Genomic DNA, 25,637 nt, shown 5'->3' on the forward strand with positions numbered 1-25,637 from the left:
AGGCAATTGGTGCTGCAATGAGAAAGCTGACACATATCTGTTTTGGTGTTGTGAAGAATCAAACTGAATATCAGCCCCAAGCAATTTAAAGAAAGCTTGAGGCTGATTAGAAGAGATGGTATCTAAATAAGTACTGGCCAAGCTCTAGGTTAAATTGCCCCTTAAACAGTTGCACTGCAATGGTAAACATCATGCCTACTAAATAAAGACCACAAACTGCAGTGATTAACGCAATAATTTTAGATACCCAAAACACACTGTTATGCACCGGGAAACTGTCAACAATATCACCCATACCACTTTGGCGTTCTCGCCAAACCAGCTCTGCGCTGTAATAAGCAATAATGATAAACATAAACAAAGCGGAGGAGTTTTGAATTATGCCCACCATGTTTTGTGTGAGCGGCCAATCCGTTGTGCCATATGCGCCAATAGGTGCAAAAAGTGGTGCGAGTAACATAGTAATACTGACACCCGCTAAAATCATAAAAGGGGCACTTAATATAACTTGCTTAAGTTCAAATAAGCTGCGCATTACTAATTGCGATTTCGTATTTACCCCTTTTGACTTATAATTTTTAGCGCTGCTAATAAGTGCTGCTTGTTTATTTTTTACAAACGTAGAGACAGCAAATTGCTTTTTCTGTTTTTTAGTGACTACGCGATTACCTAACTTTCCGAGGCCAAAAAACATCGCTAAACTTATTGCTACCCATAAAATACGGTTAATTAAAAAATCGCCCGAAAGCGTTAACACTTCAGTATTTTTATCACTTACAGTCCAGTAACGGGTTAAGTCAATTAACGACCCTGTGCCAAATGGGTCTGCGTAAACAACAATATTTCTAAACGCTAAATCGTCAAAATAGATACTCGCCAATTGGTAGGTTATATAAACCACCACGGCCGTTACATATACCGCCATCATGGTTTTAAAATAGACCGCCACACTATTAAAAATAGCACTGAGGACCAATAAGCTTGGCACTGCTAAATATAAAAAAGGCGCTGCGTAATATATAAACTTATTGGGGCCTACTAGCTCGCTATCGAGCCAGCCAACCAACAAGCCAAAGTGAGATCCCAAAAATACGCCTAGTGGCACGCTTAAAAACACAATAAGTACAACTAAGTAAGAACCAAAAAAACGCCCTGATTGATAAGCAAGCGGGTTAACGGGCTTACTAAACACCAGCTCATCCATTTTGGTCTCGCTGTTGCGAATCGCTGAGCTTGCAACAAAGTTAACCACTAAAAACATAGCAAGCGTACAAAAGGTAACCGTTAAAACCATAATGGTATAAGGCGAGTTCATATGAACATTAGCCCCACCTAACGGAAACTTACTACTGGAGCTTATAAAAAACGCCATAAAAAAGAATATTAATGAGGTCACATAAAACGAAGGCTGACGCATAAAATAGCGCAGCTCAAACGCGAGCATATTAAAAAACATAGCGCCCCCTTATGCTACTTGGCTGTTACGATGATTAAGCAACGTAGAAAAATACACATCTTCTAGGTTTGCACTGCTGAGCTCAAAACCTTCAGGGGCTTCATTGGCTAATACATGTAATATGGTTTGCCCAGCAAATAAGCGTTTTGAAATAACAGGCAGCTGCGGTTCAAGCTCTAGCGCTTCTTCTTGGCTCATGGCTTTGCGCCAAATTTGGCCTTGGAGTTTATCGGTAAGCGCTATTGGGTTACCTTCTAGTAAAATCTTACCGCCAGCCAACACCGCCATATTTGGGCAAAGCTCTGCAACATCTTCAACGATATGGGTCGATAATATAACTACTTTTTGCTCGCCTAAGCTTACTAATAAGTTATGGAAACGATTACGTTCCTCTGGGTCTAGCCCCGCTGTTGGCTCATCAACGATAAGTAAGTCGGGGTCACCTAGTAAGGCTTGTGCAATACCAAAACGCTGGCGCATACCGCCCGAAAAGCCACTGACCGCTTTTGAGCGATGTTGATATAAATTAGTGTGCGCAAGTAATCCTTCAACCGACTCTTTACACGCTCTGCTTTATTATGAATACCCTTTAAAACAGCCATATGGTCCAGTAAGTCGTAAGCACTAACACGCGGGTACACACCAAAATCTTGTGGTAGATAACCCAAACGTTGGCGCAGTGCCTGTGGGTCTTTAAAAACATCAATACTATCAAAAGTGATTGAACCCGAATCGGCAGATTGCAACGTGGAAATAGTGCGCATAAGTGACGATTTACCTGCGCCATTTGGCCCAAGCAATCCAAACATCCCTTTACCGATAGATAAATCAACACCTTGTAGTGCATGTACGCCGTTATCGTAGGTTTTAGATAACCCTGTAATTGATAGCATTTTTACTTCCTTGAATATGAGTAATTATTTTTATAATGTTTTATACCACAAGGAAAATAGGAACATAAGTTACTTGCTGGTTAAATTTGTAACAACAAATAAACATATTTTAAACTCATAACACTTGCCTGTACTGTATTCACTCGGTATAAAAACCACATATACTTTTTATAAGAAGCGAAAAGCCATGCAAGATCACCAAAGCCAGCCGTTAAATGACTTTATAGAATATCCACATGAAGAAATGCTAAATCGTGCTAACGAGTTTTTACAAACCAGCCAACGCCGCCATAGCATTCGCAGCTTTAGCGATCGCCCAGTACCAAAAAATATTATTGAAGCATGTATAAAAGCAGCTGGCACAGCACCAAGTGGAGCGAATCATCAGCCTTGGCATTTTGTGGCTATAAACAGTAGCGATGTAAAAAAAAAATAAGAGAAGCCGCAGAAAAATTAGAGCGTTCTTTTTACGAAGGCAGAGCAGGTGAAGAATGGTTAGATGCGCTAAAACCGTTAGGTACCGACGCCAACAAACCTTATTTAGAGCATGCACCTTGGCTTATAGCTGTATTTAGTCAAAAAAAGGGCGGCGTAAGCACCGATGATAAAAATACGAATTATTATGTGCATGAGTCTGTTGGCTTAGCTACCGGCTTTTTAATTCAAGCTTTGCACCGCAGTGGTTTGGCAACCCTTACTCATACTCCAAAGCCAATGAGTTTTTTGACCGACATATGTAATCGCGATAAAGATAACGAACGCCCATACATGCTACTTATTACAGGCTACCCAAGTGATGATGCAACAATACCTGCTCATGCACTGGATAAAAAATCACTCGATGAAATAGCTACGTTTATTTAGTATTTTCTGCTCGGCAAAACCACTCATATAGCAAAGCGATGATCGACTCAACTTTTGGGTCGGTCAACGAGTAATAAATAGTGTGCCCTTCTCTGCGAGTAGCAACCATATCTGCCTTGCGTAAACTTGCTAAATGCTGAGATAACGCTGACTGTGCTAAAGGTACATTTTTATTTAGCTCACCTACACTTTGCTCACCTTGTAATAAACTACATAAAATCATTAAGCGATTTTTGTTAGCCATTAATTTTAAAAACTGTTCGGCTTGCTCTGCGTTGACAGCTAGTTGTTCAATATTCATTTTTATTATTTCTCTTTTTTAATACCTTTTTAAGTATAGACTTTTACATTAGTAAGTTCTAATGTAATTAACATTAGGTTTTACTAATGTTAAGATGGCCATGAAACTAGCGATGCCATTTTATTAATCGGCGGAAGTGCTGTAGCAGTATCCGCACTATTAAGTTACTTTATATAAAGTAACTTTCAGTTTTTAACGTTATTTATAAGTATTAACTCAATTCAACCTACTTATACCAAGTAGCACCTATTAATGTCTTTTTTAAGAAAAAGAGGATTTACAAACTAATGCTTACATCAATCCCTGACTTACTAAAAATTATCACACCTAACCAACGCCGTATTGACGCAGCGCAAGCAAAACTCGAGCTTGAACAAAATAAAGGTTTACTTATTGATGTGCGAGAACCTGCAGAGCACGCGACAAAATCGGCTGCCGGCGCTATAAATATTCCGCGTGGATTACTCGAGATGAAACTGATGGAAATAGAAAAAGACGCAGCTCGCCCTATTTACGTGCACTGCGCAAGTGGTGCGCGCGCAACTTTGGGAGCAGAAGCGTTAACGCGTGTGGGTTATGAAAACGTAACCGTTATTACCTGTGACGCAAACCAAATATGTAGTGTGTTTTAAACATCAACTGAATACTTATAATGATGCGCCTAGTAAAGGTAGGTGTTTAACTTTGTGATAAGTCAGTGCTAATTTAATACACTCTTTAACTGGGTACTCTGGTAATGGCTTTTCACTATTAAATATAATTGCCCGGTTACCTTCAAAGGTGAGAGTGTGGGAATACAACTCTCTAAATGTGCTTACTAGCTTTGATTGGCAATGAAAAAACAAATAACACGAGGAGCCCTTAAAGCCTACGCGAATGGGGCTGCCATTTATTGTGTTATAACTTGGCTCTCCCCACTTTAAAGACTCTTCAACAGCTCCTAAGTTTTGCTCTTGTGCTACGGTATAAATTAACTCTCGTAATTTTATAAGCTTACTTTTTACTATCTCAGGATAATTATTAAATATATTTTCTATTTCCGTATTCATAAAAATATCCTTATAAGCATTACAAGTTCAAACAAGTTACTTTTGCTGCCTTTCATCAAGTAAAACAAGTAGCATCTGCTCAATATTTTTAACGCTATAAGTAAGTGCTCTCAGTAGCTCTTTTTCACTTTGCTCTGTTGCCTGCTGCGACGTTTTACCTTGATTAGCCAATACATCTTTTTGCTCAAGTATCGCCTCTCTAAACTCACTCGCATTAACCACACCAAGCAAAGACACTAAAGCACCATTTCCTGACTGCCCTGCTGTTTCAAAGCTTAAACGATATAATCCAAAAATTCGCATGAGCGGCCCTTGGCTTAAACCTACATCTGTTATTTTTTCAAGCGGAATAGATTTTTCTTCTTTAAATAATATGCCACGTTTAACTACCAATTTTTGTGGTAATAAGTCAGCCGACATAGCTGCGAGTATTCGTCCGCCCACCAGCCATACAATAAGTAAAATGATAGGTATAAGCGGTATAGTAACAAGAGCCAACATTGCAAATAGCGAGGCAGTAACCATCCAGTATTGTTTTACTTTAGGATCAAAATTAGCACTTTTTAAGGTTAAGTTACTCATTAGCTTTCTTTTGTATGGTTGGGGATTTATAAAAGTACGCCAATCTAATATTGAATGCAATTTAGTCCAAACATTTATAATTAGCATTCAAATATACTTTCACACACTTATGTACATACAAAAAAGCCGAGCATACAGGGCTATGCTCGGCTTAGGTCTGGGAAAATAAACTGCTACTACTTATTAATAAGTATGCTTACATTTTCTCTATCTGGGCCTATTACATTAAACGTGTAAGTACCTTGTTCGGTAATATTTAGTGCTATATTGGCACCTACGGCTTCAAGTGGTGTTAGTTCATCAATTGCCACTACCGGCGTATCGCCTGCTCCACCGTAATCAACGGTACTCCAATCTTCAGACGCTACTTTAAATTCGTAGTCACCTGCTTCTAACTCTATTGATGTAGAGTAAATTGCATCACCCTCGTACATCAGTGGGTTATCAGTACTCCAGTCATTTAAGCTGCCACGAATAAATACCGTTGTTTGTGCAAACATTTCAGCGTTGAGTACTTTTAGCGATACGTTATTTAAATCACTGGCGTCAAATATAAACTGGTATTCACCTTCTTCTGCAATGTCGATGGTCATATTCGCGCCCGCAACCGACAACTGCTCTGCAGTGCCAACCATAACACTGGCATCTCCCTCAGCCGAGCCATAATCAACCGTGCTCCAATCTTCTGACGCTACTTTAAATTCATAGCTTGCAGCGCTCAGTGTTTTAGTAAAGGTGTAAATGCCTTTACCTTTATAACTTAGCTCATCGGTTACTCCCCAATCATTAAGCGTACCGCGCACATAAATAGCAGTGCCTACAAATGGCTCTTCGTTGTATAAAGTAAGCGTTGGATTTTCAGGGTTTGAAGCATCAAGCGAAAATACATAGGTTGCATCAATAGCAGCGCTAAATGTCATGTTTGCACCTGAGCGCGTTAATGGCTCGCTTTGGTTTTCAACTACATCTTTATCAGCGTCAGTAAGCGCACCAAAATCAACCGTAGACCAATCTTCAGAGGCAATTTTAAATTCGTAATCGCCAGCGCTCAGTGCAATTGCTATACGGTATTCACCATCGCCAATATATTCAAATGCATCGCGTGTGCCCCAGTCGTTTAAACTACCGCGCACAAACACAGCGGTGCTACCATAAGGTACTACATCAGGTGCCCCTACGGTTGCATTTGCACTTAAACCAGCACCTTGGCTCTCACCTTGGTTTTTAGTAAAAACAGCTAATGTGTAAGGCGGTACAGTAAATGTGCCTTCGTTATCGCCTGCGGCAAAATTGGCGCTAGCCATACTTGCATCAACACTGTTTTTTAATACATTGTGTAATTCAAAATCCGCTGCGGTGGCAATAGTATGGCTAAGGGTTTGCTCGGTTGCGTTAATCACGACAACAAGCGCGTCAAATGCAGGGTCTAAGTCTGTTAGCCCTTCGCCATCATCAATGCTCATTACTATTAAGCCATGTTGCTGCGCTTTACCTACGTTATGAAAACCCACTCGCTCAATAACATCTTGCTCTGTGGTTAATCTAAATAGTGGGCTGCTACTACGTATTTGTAAAAATTCATTAAATACATCATGTGCAAAGGTAATATCTTGTGGCTGTGCAGCCGCTTGGGTATTAGCAGAAATAGGCATAATTTCTTGCCATTTCACTTCGTTGTCTTGTGCGGGTGGCAAGCCAATATTCCAGTTATTGGTATCTTGGGTAAAATCAACAAAGTTAAACCAGTCGCCCGAGTCGTAGCTGTTACGATCCATCGATTTTGAACGTAGCAAGTCGGCGCCCATTTGCATAAATGGAATACCTTGGCTCATAAGAGGGAGTGCTAACGCCATATTATGAGCACGAACGCGCTGCTCAATACTCATGTTAGCGCTGTGTTTATATTGCAGCTGATCCCATAGTGTTTCGTTATCATGCTTAGACACGTAGTTAATGCTATCTGCTGGGTCTAATGCATACGCTGTTGGTTGAGTATTCCAAGTAAAGCTATTTCCTTTAGATGAATTACCTTTAAAGTCTTTAAGAATGTAATTTTGTAAGTTGCCCGCCAGCGATAACCGTAACGTATCTTGTTCGGCTAGGTTGCCATCTGTCGGGTTATTACTAAACATTGCACCACCACGCACAGCTTCACGAATACGGTCGTTAAATGTACCGACTTCTGAGCCTGCCATATCAGCCTGTTTAGCTTGTGTGAATAAACGATTGTTAGCTACTTCACCAAAATCCCAGCCTTCACCGTAAAAATAGTTATCAGGGTCGACTGCTTGCACTGCTTCACGCGCAGCTAATATTGATGATTTAGGCATATGCCCCATTACATCAAAACGAAAGCTGTCATAACCAAAGTCACGAGCAAGAATAACCATTGAATCTGCAACAAACTTATCCATCATCACATGTTCAGTTGCTGTGTTTTCACAACAGGTTGAGCGCTCTATTTCACCACTTACTTCGTTATAACGGTGGTAATAACCCGGTACCAACTTATCAAACACTGATTTTTCCCAGATACCCGACGACGTTGTATGGTTATAAACCACATCAAGTACAACACGAAGTCCTACTTCTTGCAGTGATTGTACCATAGCGCGAGTCTCAACTACGCGAGCAATGCCATCGCTGCTTGATGCATATGACCCCTCAGGCGCAATAAAATGATGAGGATCATAACCCCAGTTAAAGCCGTCTAAATCACGCATCGCACTGGCTAATGCTTGTGCATCATCTGAGCCAGGCAAGTAACTTTGCATAATATCGACAATGGTGCTGTTTTTATCTTCGATTTTACATGCATCCGCTTCATCGTTAATGCGCTCACATAATTTACCTAAGGTGTCTGTAATTTCCACACGTTGTGAGGCATCTTCTTCAATGGTGCCAATATCAGTCACTGGCAGTAAATGAAAGTGTGTTAAACCTTTATCAGCTAATTGCTTAAGGTGCTGCATTGGCACGCTTTCAAGCTCAGTGAATGCGAGGTATTTACCACGGTTTGCTTCGCTTACTGACTGATCACGAATACTAAAATCACGTACATGGCCTTCATAAATAACCGCATCTTCCGGGTTAGTAATAGTAGGCACGATGCGCTCATCCCAGCCTTCTGGTTTAGTGTCGTCATCGCTCAAGTTGATTAGTTGCGAATAAAGGCCATTACTCGATACATTGAGTGAGTATGGGTCGGTGCTCCATAAGCTTTCAATTGCTTTAGTGGTTGGGTGATAAACATCGAATGCAAAACGGAAGTAATGGCGGTCATATTGCATATCTAAACTTGCTTGCCAAATACCTGTCTGCGTATTTAATGTCATTGGCGTAGAGTGCACTTGTGTTTTTGCGCCATCAAACACGTTTAGCGTCATGTTATTAGCTGTGGGTGCCCACACTGTGACATCAATCGCGTTATTGCCATAATTTACGCCAAGCGATGCCTCGTTAGCATCGTCTTCACCTTGAGTGTAAAGTGCGTCTAATGCTTTTGCTGATTGTACAAAAGTTGCTTCTAGTAGCTTACCATCGGCGTCGTAGCCTGCAACAACAAGCTGTTGCTTTATAAGCTGCTTTGCAGCATCTGCATCCCAATTCCCCTGATAAGCAGTCCAATCCGTTAAATGCGGTACTTTTACAGCTTGCTCATCACTTAACTCAGTTGCAGTCAGCTCAACGGTTTCACCATTTAGCCCAGTGTCTAAATCAACGACTAAGTCAGCGGCTGCTGAAGAATGCAACTTAATGATTTGTGTAAGCTCATTACTTGGCTTGTACAAGACTGTATTTAAATCAATCCAATGTGCTGATGCACCATCTATCGCTACCGGACGTTCGCCCAAGCTTAAAATAGGGTATTCAAACACCGAAGGCTCACCATGAATGGTAAAGTTCATACGCTGAAACTTTTCATCGTCTTGCATAAGCGGCATGGTTAAATCAACATCACCAAACGCTTTACCCGATCCTTCAGTACCAATGTGCACAATAAAGTTAGCACACTCGTTATAACCTTCTTTGAGGTTAATTATCCAGTAGGCACCGTAATTTGGGTCAATGCCATCGTATTCATGGCCGTTAGCCCAATCGCTCGTGTCAAACGGAGGTGCATAAGCATCACACACATCATTATTCCACGAATGTAATCGGTAACCTTCGTAGTTATCGTCGGCTAAACGGTTATAAAATAAAACCGCCTCACCTTCACCAGCAAATACAATGGGATCAGGCAATGTTGGGTCGGCGCCCACAACACAGCTTTCGTTTTTTTCATCCGGTACAGTCGGTGCTGCACACGTTATAGGCTCAGGGTCCACACATTGCGAACCTGCTTCGTTTGGTACTTGTGGCACATTACAGGTTAAAAGCTGCTGCCCCGACTCAACCTCATCTGTCCCACCACATCCTGCTAATATCATTAACCCTAAGGCTATTAGCAAATATTTAGACATTGTTATAATTTTCATTTTTAAACGCTCCGTTTGCTAATTAATGACTGTATGTAAAACCAAGATAAAACTGACGACCAAAGTACTGAGTAGTCCCTGTTCGTTGCTGCGACCCAAAGTAACTTTGGGTTGGTTCATCGGTTAAGTTATTAACTTGCAAAAGCATGGTGAGTGAATCGCTAAAGCGATAAGACGTTTGAAAATCAATGACGGTTTCAGCATCAAAATTGACCACTTGTTCATTAATGGCAACCTGTTCTGATACAAACTCATCGCGGTAACGCACATTAAGGCGCGTTTCAAAATCGTCTAAGGCATAAAATAACGTGGCATTTAGCACATTATTAGACAACCCAGGTAAAGATTGAACGAGAGTATCGCCCCCTAAACTGGTGATCGATTCAATTTCACTTTCGGTGTATGAGTAGCTTGCGTTAGCGCCCAAACCATTAAATGGTTCAGGTAAAAAGGTAAACACTTGCGTATAAGCAAGCTCTAGCCCTCTAATGTAGCCACCCTCGCCATTATTAACTGCCGTGGTATAAATACCGTTGGTCGTTGCAACTTGCTCGCCACTGACTGGATCTTCTATTGAGTCAGGTACGTTAAAGCCATTACCTTTAAAATCGAAGTTTTCGATTGATAAGGTTTCAACAAACGAGTCTATATTTTTATAAAATAACGCTGCTGCGATAGTGCCGTTACCTTCTTCAAAATAATATTCGTAAGATAAGTCGTATTGGTCGGCATAAAAGGGTTTTAAAAATGGGTTATTAGTACTTGAACCATTAATAACACCATCATCGCTTACGTTTGCACTGGCATCGCCCGCTAAGCGGTTAATTGGCGCACGCGACATTACTTTAGCCGCAGCAAAGCGCACAAGTGAATTATCGTTAAGTTGCAGATTTAAATTTAATGATGGTAAGTAGTCGGTGTATTTAGTGCCTAATACATTAGGCGCGTATAAATCATTTACAATGCCGTTCTCATCAACAATATTTTGCGCACCTAAGCGCGCATCGCCTGCGACGTTCTCTAGTACCGTTGCTGATTGGTCGGTTTCAACGCGGCGCACACCCACATTACCCGATAGGTCGAGCCCCCCTATTTGCGTGTTAATGTTTACCATAACGTACGCAGCTAGCACATCTTCAAACACCGAGCCGCTTTGTAGCACTGTCCACGAATAGTTACTTGTGTAACCTTGCGCGTCGTCTACGCCATCAGCGTTGCCCCATGTTTGAACAGGCTCTGGCGTGCCATCTGGAAACCATGCGTTAAGTGCTTTGTCTAAATCAATGGCTAAATACGATGGGAAATAACTAAACTCGCCCTGCCAGTCAACCACAGAGGCCATATCGTCGGTTAAACGCAAAGGGGGTTGCATTGCTGAAAACGCCCCGTCATTACCGTACTCAAATACCGAGCGTTTACGGCTGTATTCTCTATCTGAGTAGCGCGCACCAAACTCTACTGAGCTAAATATGTCGCTTTCTAGCTCGTATTTAAAGTCGAGCCTAAATGCGGTTACTTCATCTTCTGTTTGATCTGGGTAAATACCGTATTTACTGACCATTACACGGTCTATATCACTAAAGGCGGCCGCCTGATTAAACCCAACGTCAGGTAAATTTAAGCCGTTTAATTGATAGTTAATTGCTACGTTGTTATCAAATACTGGCGTTTCTGCATTGGCATCTTCTGCTACTAAGCTCCACAGTAAGCCATTTCTAAAATTACTTTTTGCGCGAGAAAGCGACACATCGGCATTTACGTTTAGTCTATCGGTTACCTGCCAATCGGCATTCACGCCAAAGCTGTCTACTTCGTCAAAGTCTTGGTTGTCGTCGTTAACTATTTCAACGCGGGTATAGCTTTGCGAAGTACGGTTAACCGCTGCGCCTATTACGGCATTACCATCAAGCTGAGCGTTTGCATATGCAGCTGTTGGCCCGCCTAATTTAACCCTCAGGCCACGGGCAAACGACTCTTTATCAAAGCGCGATAAAAACGCATCACCTTTTAATTTAAAGTTATCTGCCGGTGCCCACTCTATGGCTGCTAAATAGCCATTACGGGTTTCTTCGCCACCTAAATGCTGTAGCTCAAAGCCTTCACTTATGTATTCGTTTGCTGGATTAGCTAAAGGGCCATTGGTGTCGTTAGCTGCGCCATCTACATCTTTTGTGTCGTTGTAAGCAAGGCCAATAAACTGCGTTGCTACACTTGGCTGAAACAAGCGCGCATAACCCAGCGCCACGCCCAATGTGTCGTCTAGGTATTTGCCTTGATACGAAAAACTAATTCGGTCGCCAAATTCAGTGGCATCCGATACCTCTGAGGCGCGGTCGTTATACATACCGCGCACATTAGCTACAAATTTATGTGTTTGGTCGTTATTGAGTGGGCTGGCGGTTTCAAGCTCTACCGTACCGGCCACGCCGCCTTCAATAAGCGATGCCTTTGGCGATTTGTATACCGCCGCAGAGCTAATTAATTCTGACGGGTATTGGTCAAACTCAATACTGCGGCTGCCACTTGTAGATACTTGCTCGCGGCCATTAAGTGTTGAAAATACAAACCCGCCCGAAAGCCCGCGTATATTAATTTGCGCCGCTTGGCCGCCCGTTCTTACTGCTGAAATACCTGGTAATCGTGTAAGCGCATCGGCCATTGAAATATCAGGCAATGCCCCTAAATCATCGGCAGAAATTTGTTCTGACACCGTATCGCTAAAACGCTTTTGATTTAAAGATTGGATTAAACTGCGACTAAAGCCTCGCACTTCAATAATTTCTAAATCTTCAGCTTGTGTGCTGGGTGATTGATTTGTTGAGCCTTCGTTTGCAGCCAATGCACTATTTGCGGCAAATAAAGCCAGCATAAGTGCACTTAGTTTAAACTTGTCCATGTGTGTGAACCTTTGAGTTATTGTTGTCAGGTGTTGCTGTGTTGTTCAAAACACAACCAACAAATTGTAACTAAAAGGTAAAATTAATGTGATGAATACGTATGCAGGGCATGAGGGTTAGGCTGCAGGTGTATGCGCGTACAGACACCTGCATTTGGAACGCTATTTAAAGGCTAAGCACCACTTTTATCGCAAGAGCAATAAATACGACTCCCAGTATTTTATCAAGCCACGGGTTTTGCTTGGTAAATCCAAAGCGGTTTTTTGAAACCTCAGTCAGTAACGCCACCAGCAAGTACCAACCGGTATCAATTACAAACACGGTTAAACACATAATTATGCCCACACTTAAAGTAAGTAGCTGAGGGTCAATAAACTGTGAGAACAAGGCTAAAAAGAAAATAGCGAGCTTGGGGTTCAAAAAAGCAATGGCAAAACCATCTTGTAATGCTTTAGCTGCACTTACCGCACTTTTTTGTACTTCAAGTTCGTTATTGCTGGGTTTTGCTAGCAATATTTTTATACCTAAATACGCCAAATAGGCCGCACCTAAGTAAACGAGTATTTGATAAACAGTTGGAAACTGCATCATTAAAGCGCCTAACCCTAATAACGATGCACCAGCATACAAGCCAACGCCAGTACCATGACTGAGCGCGGCAAGCATACCGTTTTTCATACTGCCGTTAAGTGAGTGCTTTAAAACCACCGCTAAACTTGGTCCTGGCGACATTGCGCCCATCATGCAAATAGCCGCTAGGCTTAACCATACTGTAAATGTCATTTAAAGCTCGTCAGTTTCAATAAGTAATGTATAACCGTGCACTTGCCCATAAAAACCTGCCAAGGGCACTGCGTTTATTACTTTCCAGCCATCTTGGTTTAATTCCTGTATGCGGTCATTCAGTGCGACTATATCTACCCCACCCAAAAAACGGGTCTTTCTAAATTCGATTACTTTTTGCATTTTAATCCTTGAGTATCTTATAACGTGTATTCAAAATCGTAGTAGTGAATCCCTTGCTCAATACGTATTTTCATACTGCCCGTTAACCCTTCTAGCTCATGAGTGCCTGAATCGGGAATTACATTTAAAATTAGGCTGTCTTGGCCTTTATCCATAGTGCCAAAATGCTGCAGTACAAAGCTGCCTTTTTTACCTTCAAGCTCGCCTATTACTTGCTCTATGGCAACATAACCGGCACTGCCTTGTGTAGGAGTCATGGCGCTTAGCATTTCGCCTTGGCTGGTGGCATTTAAGCTACCTTTAAATGTTTTATCTATCGACATACGCCCTAAATTAACGCCGTTTTGGCCGCTTGCGTAGCCTTCTATAGGGGCCAGATTTACATTAAATTCTCCACTTACGGTTGCAGTAGTCATAACGTTTCCTTATTGATGCTAATGTTTAAAAGTATTGATTTTTATTATCTTAGTGCCATATCTATACCTTAACCTTTAAAAAGAATCCACTATGTCAAAAACAAGCCCTAAGCCCGAAAAAGCCGCTTTTAGTAGTTTATTACCTATTTTTGCGTTTATTAAACCGTATAAATGGATGGTAGTGGCGGCGCTTGCTGCCCTTTTAGTCACCGCTGGTGTTAACTTATCATTAGGGCAAGGGGTTAAGTTTGTCATAGATCATGGCTTTATTGCTGGCTCTAAAGATCAGCTACAACAAGCTGTATTAGTGCTTATTGGTTTAATTAGTTTATTGGCCGTGGGCACCTTTAGCCGCTTTTATTTAATGTCGTGGATTGGCGAACGAGTCAGTAACGATATTCGCAAAGCCGTGTTTAATCGCATTGTTACTTTGCACCCAAGCTACTTTGAAGAAAACCGCAGTGGCGAGCTTATGTCGCGTTTAACAACCGACACAACCTTACTGCAATCAATTATTGGTTCATCATTTTCTATGGCGCTTCGCAGTGTACTTATGCTGGTTGGTGGACTTGCTATGCTGTTGTTTACTAATTTAAAACTTACTTTAGTGGTTGTTGCTTGTGTGCCGTTGGTACTTGTTCCTATGATGATATTTGGTAAAAAGGTGCGCAAACTTGCAAGCTCCAGCCAAGATGCCATAGCCGATATAAGCACCTATGCCGGCGAGATCATTCAAAATATTAAAGTTGTGCAAAGCTATAGCCACGAAGAGCAAGAGCAGCACGCTTTTGCACTTGAAACCGAAAAAGCCTTTAATGTGGCTAAAAGCCGCATTAAACAACGCTCGTTTTTAATTGCAGCGGTAATATTTTTAACTTTTAGTGCTATTAGCGCAATGCTGTGGGTCGGCGGCAGCGACGTATTAGCAGGTACCATGACTGGCGGTGAGCTAGGAGCCTTTGTGTTTTACGCTATTATGGTGGCAATGTCGGTGGCAACCGTTGCTGAAGTATATGGCGAACTACAACGCGCAGCAGGCGCAGCTGCAAGATTACTTGAGTTACTTGCTGTTAAAAGTGAGATAGAAAACCCACTAAATCCACAAGATAGTAACTTACTAAAAAATAGTAACAGCCCTGCTATTACGCTTGAGAATATAAGCTTTAACTACCCTTCTCGCCCAGACGTAAGCGCACTTAATAAAATAAGTTTAAATATACTTCAAGGCCAAACTGTGGCTATTGTTGGCCCTTCTGGCGCAGGTAAAACAACCTTATTTGAATTACTACAGCGCTTTTACGATCCGGCAAGCGGAGCCATTAAATTTAAAGATATAAACATTAAAGAATTATCGCTTAATACCCTCAGAGGTAAAATGGGTATGGTCGCGCAAAACCCTATCTTGTTTAGCTCCGATGTAATGCATAACATTCGCTACGGCAACCCAAAAGCAAGTGACGAGCAAGTATATGCCGCTGCCAAACATGCTCATGCAGATGAATTTATTAAACAATTACCGCAAGGTTATAACAGTTTTTTAGGTGAGCAAGGTGTGCGGTTATCGGGGGGGCAAAAGCAACGTATTGTGCTTGCGCGTGCCATACTAAAAGACCCTGAAATACTGCTTTTAGATGAAGCCACCAGCGCACTCGATGCGCAAAGTGAGCACCATGTACAAGCAGCGCTTGAGCATTTAATGCAAAACCGCACCACGCTTATTATTGCCCATAGACTAGCAACGGTTAAACATGCCGATGTGATTGTGGTAATGGAAAATGGAGAGATTATAGCAACGGGTACCCACCAAGAATTAGTAGCAAGTAACCCGTTGTATCAAAAACTGTGTGAATTACAGTTTAATAAAGACTAATTATTCTTCAGTGTTTGGTACTATTTGAATTTCTACACGGCGGTTTTGAGCACGGCCATTTGCACTATCGTTAGTCGCAATTGGACGTGTTTCGCCATAACCCATAGTACTTACACGCTCAGCCATGATTTGCTGGTTCACTAAGTAGTTTTTAACGCTTTGAGCACGTTCACGCGATAGGTTCATGTTGTAGCTGTCTTTACCTGTGCTATCTGTATGGCCTTCAATACTTAGGTACGTTTTTTCGTATTTGTTCATCACTTTAGCAATAGCATCTAAGGTATCGTTAAAGCCAGACGAAATATAAGATTGGTCGGTCGCAAACGTAATATTAGATGGCATAACTAAACGCAAGTTATCGCCTTCACGTACAACTTCAACACCAGAGCCTGCAAGTTCATCACGAAATGCTTCTTCTTGCTTATCCATGTAGTTACCAACTGCAGCGCCAGCTAGTGCGCCGATAGCAGCGCCTATAAAAATACGCTTATCTTTATGGTTACTTGTTGCTTTACCTAATACGCCACCCGCTGCTGCGCCAATAGCCGCACCTTTGCCGGTGTTATTCATTTCACAACCAGAAAGTAATACAGCTACTACGGTTACGCTTAAAAGTGATTTAGTTAAAGTCATGGTGATACCCTATTCATTAAGAATTTAGCAAGAGTATGCAAATACATGTATGAACAAACTATGAAGAGAGTGTTAAAAGCAGCGCATCTTGCTTGATTGTTAAACAGACCTCAAACTAATGTGCCGTTTTAATAAAAATGTCATACTACGCTGTGACAATTTAATGAATTTTACAAAGGATATTGGCGCAATGTTAATTGCTATTTTTAGACAATTTTTTTTACTAGGGTGCATGAGTTTTGGTGGCCCCGCTGCGCATTTAGGCTATTTTAAGCGCCACTTTGTAGACTCGTTAAATTGGCTAACTAACACCCGTTACGCACAACTTATTAGTTTAAGCCAAGCATTACCAGGGCCAGGCTCTAGCCAAGTTAGTTTTGCTATTGGTGTTGAGCGTGCAGGAGTACTGGGTGGTATAGCTGCTTTTGTAGGCTTTACCTTGCCTTCGTTTTTAATAATGGTGCTGCTTGCGGTTAGTGCCCATCAGTTTGACGCTGTTTACTTTGCAATTATTGCAGGCTTAAAGTTATTTGCCGTTGTTATAGTCGCTGATGCAACACTTAGTATGGCTAAAAGCTTTTGTACAAGTGCTGCGCTTAAGTTACTTGCGATAATGAGTACACTTGCCTTGGTGTTATTTCCAATGATGGGAACTCAAATAGCGATTTTAATCACTGCTGCAACAGTAGGTGCTATATGGCCTTTATTAAAACTTGGCACAGTAGCAGAAGATATTAGCAGTAAAAACAGTAATATTAATTGGATTGCACTGGGGTTATTTGCGCTCTTACTTGGGGTTAGCTTTATTCCACTAGGGCATGAGTTTGCTTTGTTTACCCCTTTTTACCAAGCGGGTGCAATGGTGTTTGGCGGCGGACACGTAGTACTGCCGGTACTTCAAGCTGGCGTACCAGCATTGAGTGATGATCAGTTTTTAAGTGCTTACGCAAGTGCACAGGCAGTGCCAGGGCCAATGTTTACTATTGCTACTTACTTAGGCGCACAACTTACTACTGAGCAGCCTTTAGTGGGTGCCCTTATAGCTACACTGCTTATATTTATGCCTGGTTTTTTACTTATACTGGCGTTTCAGAAGAGTTGGATTAATTTGGCAAGTAAGCCACGTTTTGCAAGTTCAATAGCGGCGCTTAATGCAGCGGTAGTCGGTTTTTTAGCGGCCGCATTGTATTCACCAATTTGGACATCGGCTGTGCATAACCTTTGGCAGGTTGCGTTAATAATAATTACATTTGCATGGCTGCGATTTAAAAAGCCACCTATTTGGTGGCTCTTAGCTTTATTTATTGCTGTGGGTCTTTTGCAGCACTATTTGCCATCACTCTAAATGTTGGCTTATCTGTTTGTTGCTCGTTAGAAGGGCTTAATTGCCCACTAACACTTTGATATGCCCTAAGCCCAAACACTGGCAATACTGCAAGTAAATGGTCCATTATTTCGGCTTGTAGATGCTCGTACGAAATCCAGCGCTTGTCTTCACTAAAGCAATAAAACTCAATCGGTAACCCGTGGTTCATTGGTTGTAACTCTCGTACCATTAACGTAAGCGACGTATTAATTTTACTGTGCTGCTTTAAATAGCCCTCAGCATAACGACGAAACAGCCCTAAATTAGAAACTTGAGCGGGTAATGTCGTCACTCGGATATAGTCATGAAGCGGAATAGCCGCATCTATTTGCTTTCTAAATTCATCACTTACTAAACAAATACTGTGCATATCTATATTAAGTGAACGTTTAATACGTCTACCGCCCGACTCTTGCATACCACGCCAGTTTTTAAACGAACCCGCAACTAGCATATAAGTTGGAATAGTTGTAATGGTGTTATCCCAGTTACGTACCTTTACAGTGTTTAAACCCAAATCAATTACTTCGCCATCGGCGCCGTAGTTTTCTACTTGAATCCAATCACCATAAGTTACTAGGCGATTTGCTGCTATTTGAATACTCGCTACAAAGCCTAAAATAGTGTCTTTAAATACTAATAACGTAACAGCTGCAATAGCACCAAAGCCAGAGAGAATATAAGTGGGAGATTTCTCAAGGAAAATACTTACAATTAAAATAGCACACACAATAAAGGTGATTAGCTTAACAACCTGAATTAAGCCCTGAATAGGGACTTCGCGTGCAAACTCCAATTGGTTATAAATAGAACCCGCAATACTTACAATACTGCTAAAAATAAAACCTACATGAATAATTAGTATAGCTTGGCCAACCGTTTTCAAAATTTCAGCGGTCAGCTCATTAACCGGATAAACACTGTCAAAGGTCGCCAAAAATAATACGCAGCAAAGCATACCTGCAATACGTCTATTAAGTTTATTAAGCATAGGCGACAACGAACCAATACGTTGAGGCGAAAGCTTAGTTACCACTTTTTGAATGCCTGGTAACATTAACCTACGAGTAAATAAGTAAACAATTAATAAAGAAAAAATCCCTATTGAAACTGCGGTAATAGAACTAAGAAAATTCGCATCGGGTACTTTTTCAAACCAAGGAGCTATTAACTCCTGTAGGTGGGTGTTGGTCATAGTGTTTCAATTTCCTTACTGATTTGTGGTTCAGGTAAATCTTGTTGAGCATAAATATCGGCAAGCTGCTGATCTTTTGCAACCCATAGCTCATTCACATAATGTTGAAAATTAGCTTTAAATACGTCATCGGTTTGATAGCTGCCCTGCATATTGTCATTAATGGGCGTTACGTCTATTGAAACATAAATAGAATCTAGCTCGCCTTTGAGTAAGTTCCGACAAACGTGATCTGTTTTACCGCTATACACTAAACTTGTATTTAGCATGGCATCAAATTGGTTGGCTAGCACTTCAAGCGCAAAAGCAATGCCACCCGCTTTGGGTTTTAATAAGTGCTTAAAAGGACTTTGCTGCAGATTATGCTTAGCTGGCGTAAAGCGTGTGCCTTCAACAAAATTAACGATGGTAGTAGGATAGTGACGAAAATTGCGACAGCTGTGCTTTGTGCGCTCTACATCCAACCCTTTCAACTTTGGGTTTTTAGCAAGCTGTGCTTTGCTTACCCGTTTCATAAACGGCATACCCATAGCCCACGCACCAGTACCAATAAAAGGCACGTATTTTAATTCATCTTTTAAAAAAAACTTAGGGGCTGGCAATGCATGTAATGAGCTAAGCACGGTTATATCTAACCAACTCGTGTGATTACATATAAGTAAATACCAACTTTTTGAATTTAAATCGCCACTTATATCAACCACAATATTAGGACAACCTAGCCACAAGCCAAACCGATTGCCATTACACCACCCTCGATAAGCGCTGTGCAATAAAGAGTTAACAACAGACAAAGGCAGTAATAACTTAATAAGCCCTAGTACAAATACTAGTGAGCCAAAAAGCATTACATTAGAAAACAATACGCAGCCCACAATTAAGCCGTTAAGCCAATTTGGTAACCACTTTTTTAGCATAACTGTAAGCTCATATTTTTGCCTTTTATTTGGGGTGTTTTTCGAGCGATTGTAATGTTTGCTCTTTATTTTCCCATAAACGATTTAGCTCGCTTTGAAAGCGTACTCTAAATTCAGAATCGCCGGTGTAGTCACCAATAAGCTCTTCGCTTACAGGCCTTACATCCACGTGTACGTTGATATTTTTTACCTTACCACCTGCAAAATCCATGAATGTAGGAATGCCATCTGGGTAATGAATTGTAACGTTAACCACTTTAGTAATTTGCTCGCCCATCGCTTGCATTACAAAAGCAATACCGCCCGCTTTTGGTTTTAATAAATGTGGAAACGGGCTATTTTGGCGCGCGTGCTTTTGTGTAGTAAAACGAGTGCCTTCTACAAAGTTAACCACACTTACTGGCATCTCTTTAAATTTTTCGCAGGCTTTACGCGTGGTTTCTAAGTCTTTGCCACGCAGCTTTGGATTCTTTTTTAATTGGCTTTTACTCGTGCGGGTCATAAACGGAAAATCAAGCGCCCACCAACACAAACCTAGAATAGGCACGTAAATAAGCTCTTTTTTCAAAAAGAAGTTTAAAAATGGAATTTTACGGTTAAACACGCGCTGCAATACTAAAATATCGACCCAGCTTTGGTGATTTGCAATTACTAGGTACCAATCCTTTAGCTTAAGGTCTTCAAGGCCAGTTACATTAAGTTTAGTTGGCGTAAATAACTTTTGATTTAAACTATTAAAGGTCACCCAAATAGTTGCAAATTGCTTTGCAGCCCAGCTCATAATCTTTTGTAGAGGCTTAATAGGTATAAGCTTTATAAGCCCACAAATAAAAATAGGCACAAACCAAAAAAGTGTGTTTATTGTGTAAAAAATAATACTAAATACACCGCGAATAACTGACATTACTTCCATTCCTTTAAACATTGCGCAGCCACTAATACTGCGCTTTCAGTTGCTTACAAATTAATCTTCAAAATAGGTATAGCCTTCAAGGCCTGCATTAAGCTCAGCTAAATAACCTTCTTTACACTGCGCTGATACATCAAGTTTATTAACTTGGTACGCAAAGTTGTCAGCTAAAATGGCGCTATCATAGTCAACAAACTTTAATACATCCTTAACGCTATCACCTTTTATAGCATTGGTTAACACATAACCTTCATCGTTAAGCTCTACGTGCACTGAATCAGTGTCACCAAATAGGTTATGTAAATCGCCTAAAATTTCTTGATATGCACCCACCATAAACATAGCAATGTGGTATTGCTCGCCGTGTTTATATTCTGGTATTGGTAGGCTGGTTTCGATACCAGCGCCTTCAACGTATTCGCGGATTTGACCGTCAGAGTCACAGGTAATATCTTGAATAATCGCGCGCTGAGTCAATGGTTGAGTTAAGTTTTCGATTGGCATAACCGGAAACAACTGCTGAATACCCCATACATCAGGCAATGACTGAAATAATGAAAAGTTAACAAAGAGTTTATCGGCAAGCTTTTCGTTTAAATCGTCGAGGACTTCACGGTGCGCGCGCGCGTTATTACTAAGCGATGCACGTACACGATGTAAAATAGTAAAGTAAAGCTGCTCTATTTTCGCCCACTCTAGCATGCTTACTAAGCCATGCACGTACTGATCGTGCGCTTCGCTAAATAAGTGCATAGCGTCATGATAAATCTCAAGTGCCATACGCGGGTTTAAACGCTGTAAACACTGCCACATTTCATCAAGCACTAACGCGCTATTTTCAAGCGGTGGCTCTGGATTTAAATGATTTGGCGCTTTTTCTACGTCAATTACATCGGTAATTAATACCGCATGGTGAGCGGTTAAAGCACGCCCCGATTCGGTGATAATGGCCGGATGCGTAAGGTTATGCTGATCGCACACTTCTGCAAATGCATTCACTACGTTACGCGCATACTCTTCTACGGTGTAATTCATTGAACACGCGCTGCGCGAGCCAGAGCCCTCGTAATCAACGCCTAATCCGCCACCCACATCAACGGTATTTAACGGTACATTTAATTGCGTAAGTTCAGCAAAGTGGCGTGCACATTCACGCAAAGCACGGTGAATATCACGAATGTTGGCAATTTGAGAACCAATATGAAAATGCACCATTTGCATTAAGTGCAGCTTATTATGCTTTTTCAGCACTTCAACAGCACTTAGTACTTGGCCTGCCGTTAAACCAAACTTGCCTTTTTCGCCGCCCGTGTTTTGCCACTTGCCTTTGCCTACTGAATTTAGGCGAATACGAATACCAATAGCAGGTTCAATGCCTAGGTTGTCTATTTCTTCAAGTAGTGTGGTTAGTTCTGAAAGTTTCTCTACCACAATTTTTACGCTGTGACCCATGGCTTGACCAATACATGCTAAGCGTAAAAACTCACTGTCTTTATAGCCGTTACACACTATTGTGATTGGCTCTTTTGCTACGCCCAAAATAGCCATAAGTTCTGGCTTTGAGCCTGCTTCTAGGCCAACAAGCCCGCTTGGATGCGCTAATAGCTTACTTACTACAGAACGTTGCTGATTTACTTTTATTGGGTAAACACAGGTGTATTTTCCGTTATATTCACGATTTGCTCGCGCTTGCGTAAACGCGTTAGTAAGTGTGTCTACACGATTTTTTAAAATATCAGTAAAGCGTACTAAAACCGGCAACGTTAAACCTTGTTGCTTAAACTGCTCAGTTAATTGCGTTAAAGAAATGGCCGGTTTTGTTTGGTCGCCATCTGGGTAAGCCACCAGTTCGCCTTGTGCGTTAATATCAAAATAACCATCACTCCAATGAGCAACGTTATAAGTGGCGCGTGCTGTTTCTAAACCCCAGGTCATGGCAACTCTTCTTTAGTCAATTAGGTATAAAGGCGCATTTTAATACGTCACTATCCACTAGGCTAACAAAAATTGAACTTTCACTCACTCCTAACTAACTTTATTCGTCAAATCAGTTAAAATGTCATTGAGCAAAACGCCAAGCACTGGCAGAATTGCCCCTTTTTCATACTCAACCTAAAAAAGTGTAATAGTAACTATGGCAAATTTAGATCAAAGTAAGTGGTTTACTGAAATTAGCGACCGCGATGGCAGCGCATTTTCATTACGTATTAATAAAAAGTTAGATGAAAAACAGTCTCCTTTTCAAAAGGTAGAAATGTTTGAAACCACAGACTTTGGTAATTTAATGATCATCGACGGGTGTACTATGGTAACAACCCGCGAAAACTTCTTTTATCATGAGATGATCAGCCACCCTGCACTTTTAGCGCACCCAAACCCTAAAAACGTCGTTATCATTGGCGGCGGCGACTGCGGTACTTTACGCGAAGTATTAAAACACCCAGGCGTAGAAACTGTAACGCAAATAGATATAGATGAAGTAGTAACGCAAATGTCGTTAAAATACTTCCCAGAGCTTTGTGAATCTAACAACGACGCCCGTGCAACGGTTATGTTTGACGACGGTATTAAATACATGCGCGAAGCCACTGGCGAATCTATCGACGTGGTTATTGTTGATGGCACCGATCCGGTGGGTCCAGGTGAAGGTTTATTTAATCATGCGTTTTACACAAGCTGTTTAGATGCACTGCGCCCAGGTGGTATTTTAGTACAACAAAGCGAATCACCTCTTATGCATATGCCATTATTAGTTGAAATGCGCGAAGCAATGCTAAGCGTAGGCTTTAACGATTTACAAACACTGCCATTCCCGCAACCAATTTACCCAAGCGGCTTATGGTCAGTAACACTTGCGCGTAAATCACAAGCATTTGACGGTTTTAGAGAAGACGGCGCAGCACAAATAGCTGAGCAAAGTGAATACTACAACAGCGGTATTCACCATGGTGCACTAGCTACACCTAACTACATGAAACGCGCTTTTGATAAAAAGTAATACTAATGCACTTTAGGCTTTGTTGACTTTCCAGGGTTAAAATTGCATTAAAAAAGGGACTTTTAAAGTCCCTTTTTATTTTTATAATGACGATTCAAGCTGAACTCTAGCTAGCAAATAATATAAGTACAATTATATTTCAAAACCTTAAAGAGTTATCTAACCCGATAATCAGCTTATTTAAACTTTAAATCGATGCACTAAGTGATTTAGCTCATCTGTCAATTGTTCCATGTTTTTAGATACATCTTCAGTAGTTCGAGCAAGCGCCCCCCCTTCTAAAGTTTGATCGTTTAATGATGATAGGTTTTGACTTATTTCATCTGCAACCGTTGTCTGCTCTTCAGTCGCTTGCGCTGTTTGCATCGCCATATCATTTACTTTAGTAGACGAGCTTTGCATTGCATTAAGCACATCATTAGTTTTACTAAACGAGCCAACCGCATCATCTGCAAATTGCTTACCTTCATCTATCGCTTTAATTGATTGTTCTACGCTCGTTGCAAATTGCTCTATCATTTTTTGAATATCGTTTGTGCTTACTTGCGTGCGTGTAGCCAATGTTCTTACTTCATCTGCTACCACAGCAAAACCTCTACCATATTCACCAGCTCGCGCGGCTTCAATAGCAGCATTAAGCGCCAGCAGATTTGTTTGCTCTGCAATTGCACGAATGACCTCAAGTACTTTGGCAATGTTATCAGAACTTTGTTGTAGTTCTGTAGAGCGCGCCATAGCTTGCTCCATATTTTGCGACAAAGAAATAATACGAGAACTAGAGTGCGCAACCGCTGTTAGTCCTTGCTGAGCTAAATTTAACGATTTATCAGCTTCTGTTGATGATTGCTGAGCAACACCTGCAACTTCTCTACTTGCTACACTCATTTCATGCACTGCACTTACTATTGACTCAGAGGCTTGGCTGAGCGTTTGATTTACAGCATTGTTTTTATTTGCAACCTGACTTAACTCACCTCCTAATTCACTTAGCTCTTTTGATTGCTCTAAAATATCGCGAATTAATTGCTGTAAGTTGTCGAGAAAACGATTGAACTGCGTTGCAAGTTCAGAAAATTCATCTTTAGACGTTATAGCGATCCTGCCAGTTAAATCGCCATCACCAGAGGCTATATCGTTAATACGAGAAGTTACATAGTTAATTTTCTGTGTTAATTGCTTAGGAATAAGGTAACTAAACCAACACGCCACTAATAAAATTAATATGACAAAAATAAGCATAGTTAACTTAGTTGAAGCAATTGTGTCTGATAGTTTTTGAACTTCTTCAACCGATGTTTGCTCTGCTAATTCACCAGCTTGATCAAGCGTAGCTCTTAATTCGTCAAATGCTTTTTCTGATTGAGACTGTTTTTTTAGATTTGTTTTATCATTCATATAGGCCAGTGAAGCGTTTAACCAAGTATTATAAGCACCATCAAAACCGCGAAGCCCATTTATAGCTTTTGGATAGTCCGATAACAAAGTTAAGTACTGCTCTAACCTTTGTGTTACTTGCTCGGCATTTTCTTTATGCTTTTGCAAATAAGCTTCTTTATTGTCGTTATGTGCGACTAAATTTAACTCAGCAACCTTTGCTTGATACAAATCCCTGTCGGCACTCAAAGCAAGAGACACAGCCTTAATAAATTTATCGGATTGCACATCTAATGCATTTTTTTGTAAGTTAATTAAGTATGAATACCCAATAATTAACGACAAGATAGCAATACCTAAAATAACAATAGGAAAAGAGACTTTGACGCGGATACTATTCAAATTCATTAATTACTCCAAAAAAAACCATATTTAATACCTACCTTTTTGATAATAAATCTAGTTTATAAAA

General features: G+C 40.9%; 19 protein-coding genes and 2 pseudogenes. 5 read left to right on the top strand and 16 right to left on the bottom strand.

Annotated features, from left to right (window positions below; translation table 11 throughout):
* Nucleotides 1-106 precede the first annotated feature (106 nt).
* Both H5115_RS11220 and H5115_RS11225 read right to left on the bottom strand, forming a co-directional pair.
* Nucleotides 107-1,456 carry an ABC transporter permease gene (locus tag H5115_RS11220; protein WP_259396384.1) on the bottom strand — a complete coding sequence of 450 codons (1,350 nt, stop codon included), beginning with the start codon at nucleotides 1,454-1,456 and terminating at the stop codon, nucleotides 107-109.
* Between the two features lie 9 nt (nucleotides 1,457-1,465).
* A pseudogene (locus H5115_RS11225) lies at nucleotides 1,466-2,349 on the bottom strand (ABC transporter ATP-binding protein).
* Nucleotides 2,350-2,536: 187 nt separating this feature from the next.
* On the opposite strand from H5115_RS11225, the pseudogene H5115_RS11230 reads away from it, so the two are divergent.
* Nucleotides 2,537-3,213: pseudogene (locus tag H5115_RS11230) on the top strand (nitroreductase family protein).
* Here the strand turns inward: H5115_RS11230 and H5115_RS11235 are convergent.
* Nucleotides 3,206-3,514 carry a helix-turn-helix transcriptional regulator gene (locus tag H5115_RS11235; protein ID WP_024594836.1) on the bottom strand — a complete coding sequence of 103 codons (309 nt, stop codon included), beginning with the start codon at nucleotides 3,512-3,514 and terminating at the stop codon, nucleotides 3,206-3,208. The pseudogene H5115_RS11230 and the gene H5115_RS11235 overlap by 8 nt on opposite strands.
* 287 nt (nucleotides 3,515-3,801) lie before the next feature.
* Between H5115_RS11235 and H5115_RS11240 the strand changes: the two genes are divergently transcribed.
* Complete coding sequence (locus tag H5115_RS11240) at nucleotides 3,802-4,146, top strand: rhodanese-like domain-containing protein (protein ID WP_024591370.1); 345 nt, start codon at nucleotides 3,802-3,804, stop codon at nucleotides 4,144-4,146.
* A 15-nt stretch (nucleotides 4,147-4,161) separates the two neighbouring features.
* On the opposite strand, the gene H5115_RS11245 is transcribed toward H5115_RS11240, so the two are convergent.
* The 7 genes from H5115_RS11245 to H5115_RS11275 all read right to left on the bottom strand — a co-directional run bounded on the left by H5115_RS11245 (nucleotide 4,162) and on the right by H5115_RS11275 (nucleotide 13,902).
* A complete protein-coding gene (locus H5115_RS11245; protein WP_182755331.1) occupies nucleotides 4,162-4,563 on the bottom strand; it encodes a DUF1801 domain-containing protein in 402 nt (133 codons plus the stop codon).
* A 36-nt stretch (nucleotides 4,564-4,599) separates the two neighbouring features.
* Nucleotides 4,600-5,145, bottom strand: a complete 546-nt coding sequence (locus H5115_RS11250; RefSeq protein ID WP_154904064.1) for a PH domain-containing protein — start codon at nucleotides 5,143-5,145, stop codon at nucleotides 4,600-4,602.
* A gap of 176 nt (nucleotides 5,146-5,321) precedes the next feature.
* A complete protein-coding gene (locus H5115_RS11255) occupies nucleotides 5,322-9,623 on the bottom strand; it encodes an alpha-1,6-glucosidase domain-containing protein (protein ID WP_182755333.1) in 4,302 nt (1,433 codons plus the stop codon).
* A 22-nt stretch (nucleotides 9,624-9,645) separates the two neighbouring features.
* Complete coding sequence (locus H5115_RS11260) at nucleotides 9,646-12,519, bottom strand: TonB-dependent receptor (protein ID WP_182755335.1); 2,874 nt, start codon at nucleotides 12,517-12,519, stop codon at nucleotides 9,646-9,648.
* Between the two features lie 166 nt (nucleotides 12,520-12,685).
* Nucleotides 12,686-13,303 carry a LysE family translocator gene (locus H5115_RS11265; protein WP_182755336.1) on the bottom strand — a complete coding sequence of 206 codons (618 nt, stop codon included), beginning with the start codon at nucleotides 13,301-13,303 and terminating at the stop codon, nucleotides 12,686-12,688.
* Nucleotides 13,304-13,486 (bottom strand): hypothetical protein, encoded by a 183-nt coding sequence (locus tag H5115_RS11270; protein WP_024604488.1) that lies wholly within the window; start codon nucleotides 13,484-13,486, stop codon nucleotides 13,304-13,306.
* A 17-nt stretch (nucleotides 13,487-13,503) separates the two neighbouring features.
* Nucleotides 13,504-13,902, bottom strand: coding sequence for a DUF3224 domain-containing protein (locus H5115_RS11275; protein WP_004587550.1), 399 nt, complete (start codon nucleotides 13,900-13,902; stop codon nucleotides 13,504-13,506).
* 91 nt (nucleotides 13,903-13,993) lie between these two features.
* Between H5115_RS11275 and H5115_RS11280 the strand changes: the two genes are divergently transcribed.
* A complete protein-coding gene (locus H5115_RS11280) occupies nucleotides 13,994-15,772 on the top strand; it encodes an ABC transporter transmembrane domain-containing protein (RefSeq protein ID WP_182755338.1) in 1,779 nt (592 codons plus the stop codon).
* Here H5115_RS11280 and H5115_RS11285 read toward each other — a convergent pair whose 3' ends face one another.
* Nucleotides 15,773-16,405, bottom strand: a complete 633-nt coding sequence (locus tag H5115_RS11285) for an OmpA family protein (RefSeq protein ID WP_002959537.1) — start codon at nucleotides 16,403-16,405, stop codon at nucleotides 15,773-15,775.
* A gap of 190 nt (nucleotides 16,406-16,595) precedes the next feature.
* On the opposite strand from H5115_RS11285, the gene chrA reads away from it, so the two are divergent.
* Complete coding sequence (gene chrA, locus H5115_RS11290) at nucleotides 16,596-17,750, top strand: chromate efflux transporter (RefSeq protein ID WP_182755411.1); 1,155 nt, start codon at nucleotides 16,596-16,598, stop codon at nucleotides 17,748-17,750.
* Here the strand turns inward: chrA and H5115_RS11295 are convergent.
* From H5115_RS11295 to speA, 4 genes are read right to left on the bottom strand one after another with little or no spacing between them, the layout of a single operon-like run.
* Nucleotides 17,707-18,966: a mechanosensitive ion channel family protein gene (locus H5115_RS11295; protein WP_182755340.1), complete on the bottom strand. Its 1,260-nt coding sequence runs from the start codon at nucleotides 18,964-18,966 to the stop codon at nucleotides 17,707-17,709. The genes chrA and H5115_RS11295 overlap by 44 nt on opposite strands.
* Nucleotides 18,963-19,883 carry an acetyltransferase gene (locus tag H5115_RS11300; RefSeq protein ID WP_002959541.1) on the bottom strand — a complete coding sequence of 307 codons (921 nt, stop codon included), beginning with the start codon at nucleotides 19,881-19,883 and terminating at the stop codon, nucleotides 18,963-18,965. Before H5115_RS11300 ends, H5115_RS11295 begins: the two co-directional genes overlap by 4 nt.
* Before the next feature lie 25 nt (nucleotides 19,884-19,908).
* The gene (locus H5115_RS11305) at nucleotides 19,909-20,787 is read right to left on the bottom strand and encodes an acyltransferase (RefSeq protein ID WP_182682750.1); all 879 of its coding nucleotides are present in this window, start codon (nucleotides 20,785-20,787) and stop codon (nucleotides 19,909-19,911) included.
* Nucleotides 20,788-20,847: 60 nt separating this feature from the next.
* Entirely contained in the window at nucleotides 20,848-22,728 is a 1,881-nt protein-coding gene (gene speA, locus H5115_RS11310) for a biosynthetic arginine decarboxylase (RefSeq protein ID WP_002959544.1), read from the bottom strand.
* Nucleotides 22,729-22,927: 199 nt separating this feature from the next.
* Between speA and speE the strand changes: the two genes are divergently transcribed.
* A complete protein-coding gene (gene speE / locus H5115_RS11315; protein ID WP_182672577.1) occupies nucleotides 22,928-23,791 on the top strand; it encodes a polyamine aminopropyltransferase in 864 nt (287 codons plus the stop codon).
* 180 nt (nucleotides 23,792-23,971) lie between these two features.
* Here speE and H5115_RS11320 read toward each other — a convergent pair whose 3' ends face one another.
* On the bottom strand, nucleotides 23,972-25,573 hold the full coding sequence (locus H5115_RS11320) for a methyl-accepting chemotaxis protein (RefSeq protein WP_182755341.1): 1,602 nt from the start codon (nucleotides 25,571-25,573) through the stop codon (nucleotides 23,972-23,974).
* Nucleotides 25,574-25,637 lie beyond the last annotated feature (64 nt).

The organism is Pseudoalteromonas sp. SR44-2 (genome assembly GCF_014163745.1).
GTDB classification, from domain to species: Bacteria; Pseudomonadota; Gammaproteobacteria; order Enterobacterales; family Alteromonadaceae; genus Pseudoalteromonas; species Pseudoalteromonas distincta.

Bases quoted from the DNA above. Each gene is read 5' to 3' on its own strand.
- H5115_RS11280 (WP_182755338.1), top strand. From the start codon at position 13,994: ATGTCAAAAACAAGCCCTAAGCCCGAAAAAGCCGCTTTTAGTAGTTTA.
- H5115_RS11275 (WP_004587550.1), bottom strand. From the start codon at position 13,902: ATGACTACTGCAACCGTAAGTGGAGAATTTAATGTAAATCTGGCCCCT.
- H5115_RS11220 (WP_259396384.1), bottom strand. From the start codon at position 1,456: ATGTTTTTTAATATGCTCGCGTTTGAGCTGCGCTATTTTATGCGTCAG.
- H5115_RS11320 (WP_182755341.1), bottom strand. From the start codon at position 25,573: ATGAATTTGAATAGTATCCGCGTCAAAGTCTCTTTTCCTATTGTTATT.
- H5115_RS11265 (WP_182755336.1), bottom strand. From the start codon at position 13,303: ATGACATTTACAGTATGGTTAAGCCTAGCGGCTATTTGCATGATGGGC.
- H5115_RS11300 (WP_002959541.1), bottom strand. From the start codon at position 19,883: ATGCTAAAAAAGTGGTTACCAAATTGGCTTAACGGCTTAATTGTGGGC.
- H5115_RS11285 (WP_002959537.1), bottom strand. From the start codon at position 16,405: ATGACTTTAACTAAATCACTTTTAAGCGTAACCGTAGTAGCTGTATTA.
- H5115_RS11235 (WP_024594836.1), bottom strand. From the start codon at position 3,514: ATGAATATTGAACAACTAGCTGTCAACGCAGAGCAAGCCGAACAGTTT.
- H5115_RS11270 (WP_024604488.1), bottom strand. From the start codon at position 13,486: ATGCAAAAAGTAATCGAATTTAGAAAGACCCGTTTTTTGGGTGGGGTA.
- speA (WP_002959544.1), bottom strand. From the start codon at position 22,728: ATGACCTGGGGTTTAGAAACAGCACGCGCCACTTATAACGTTGCTCAT.
- chrA (WP_182755411.1), top strand. From the start codon at position 16,596: ATGTTAATTGCTATTTTTAGACAATTTTTTTTACTAGGGTGCATGAGT.
- H5115_RS11240 (WP_024591370.1), top strand. From the start codon at position 3,802: ATGCTTACATCAATCCCTGACTTACTAAAAATTATCACACCTAACCAA.
- H5115_RS11250 (WP_154904064.1), bottom strand. From the start codon at position 5,145: ATGAGTAACTTAACCTTAAAAAGTGCTAATTTTGATCCTAAAGTAAAA.
- H5115_RS11305 (WP_182682750.1), bottom strand. From the start codon at position 20,787: ATGTCAGTTATTCGCGGTGTATTTAGTATTATTTTTTACACAATAAAC.
- H5115_RS11255 (WP_182755333.1), bottom strand. From the start codon at position 9,623: ATGAAAATTATAACAATGTCTAAATATTTGCTAATAGCCTTAGGGTTA.
- H5115_RS11295 (WP_182755340.1), bottom strand. From the start codon at position 18,966: ATGACCAACACCCACCTACAGGAGTTAATAGCTCCTTGGTTTGAAAAA.
- speE (WP_182672577.1), top strand. From the start codon at position 22,928: ATGGCAAATTTAGATCAAAGTAAGTGGTTTACTGAAATTAGCGACCGC.
- H5115_RS11245 (WP_182755331.1), bottom strand. From the start codon at position 4,563: ATGAATACGGAAATAGAAAATATATTTAATAATTATCCTGAGATAGTA.
- H5115_RS11260 (WP_182755335.1), bottom strand. From the start codon at position 12,519: ATGGACAAGTTTAAACTAAGTGCACTTATGCTGGCTTTATTTGCCGCA.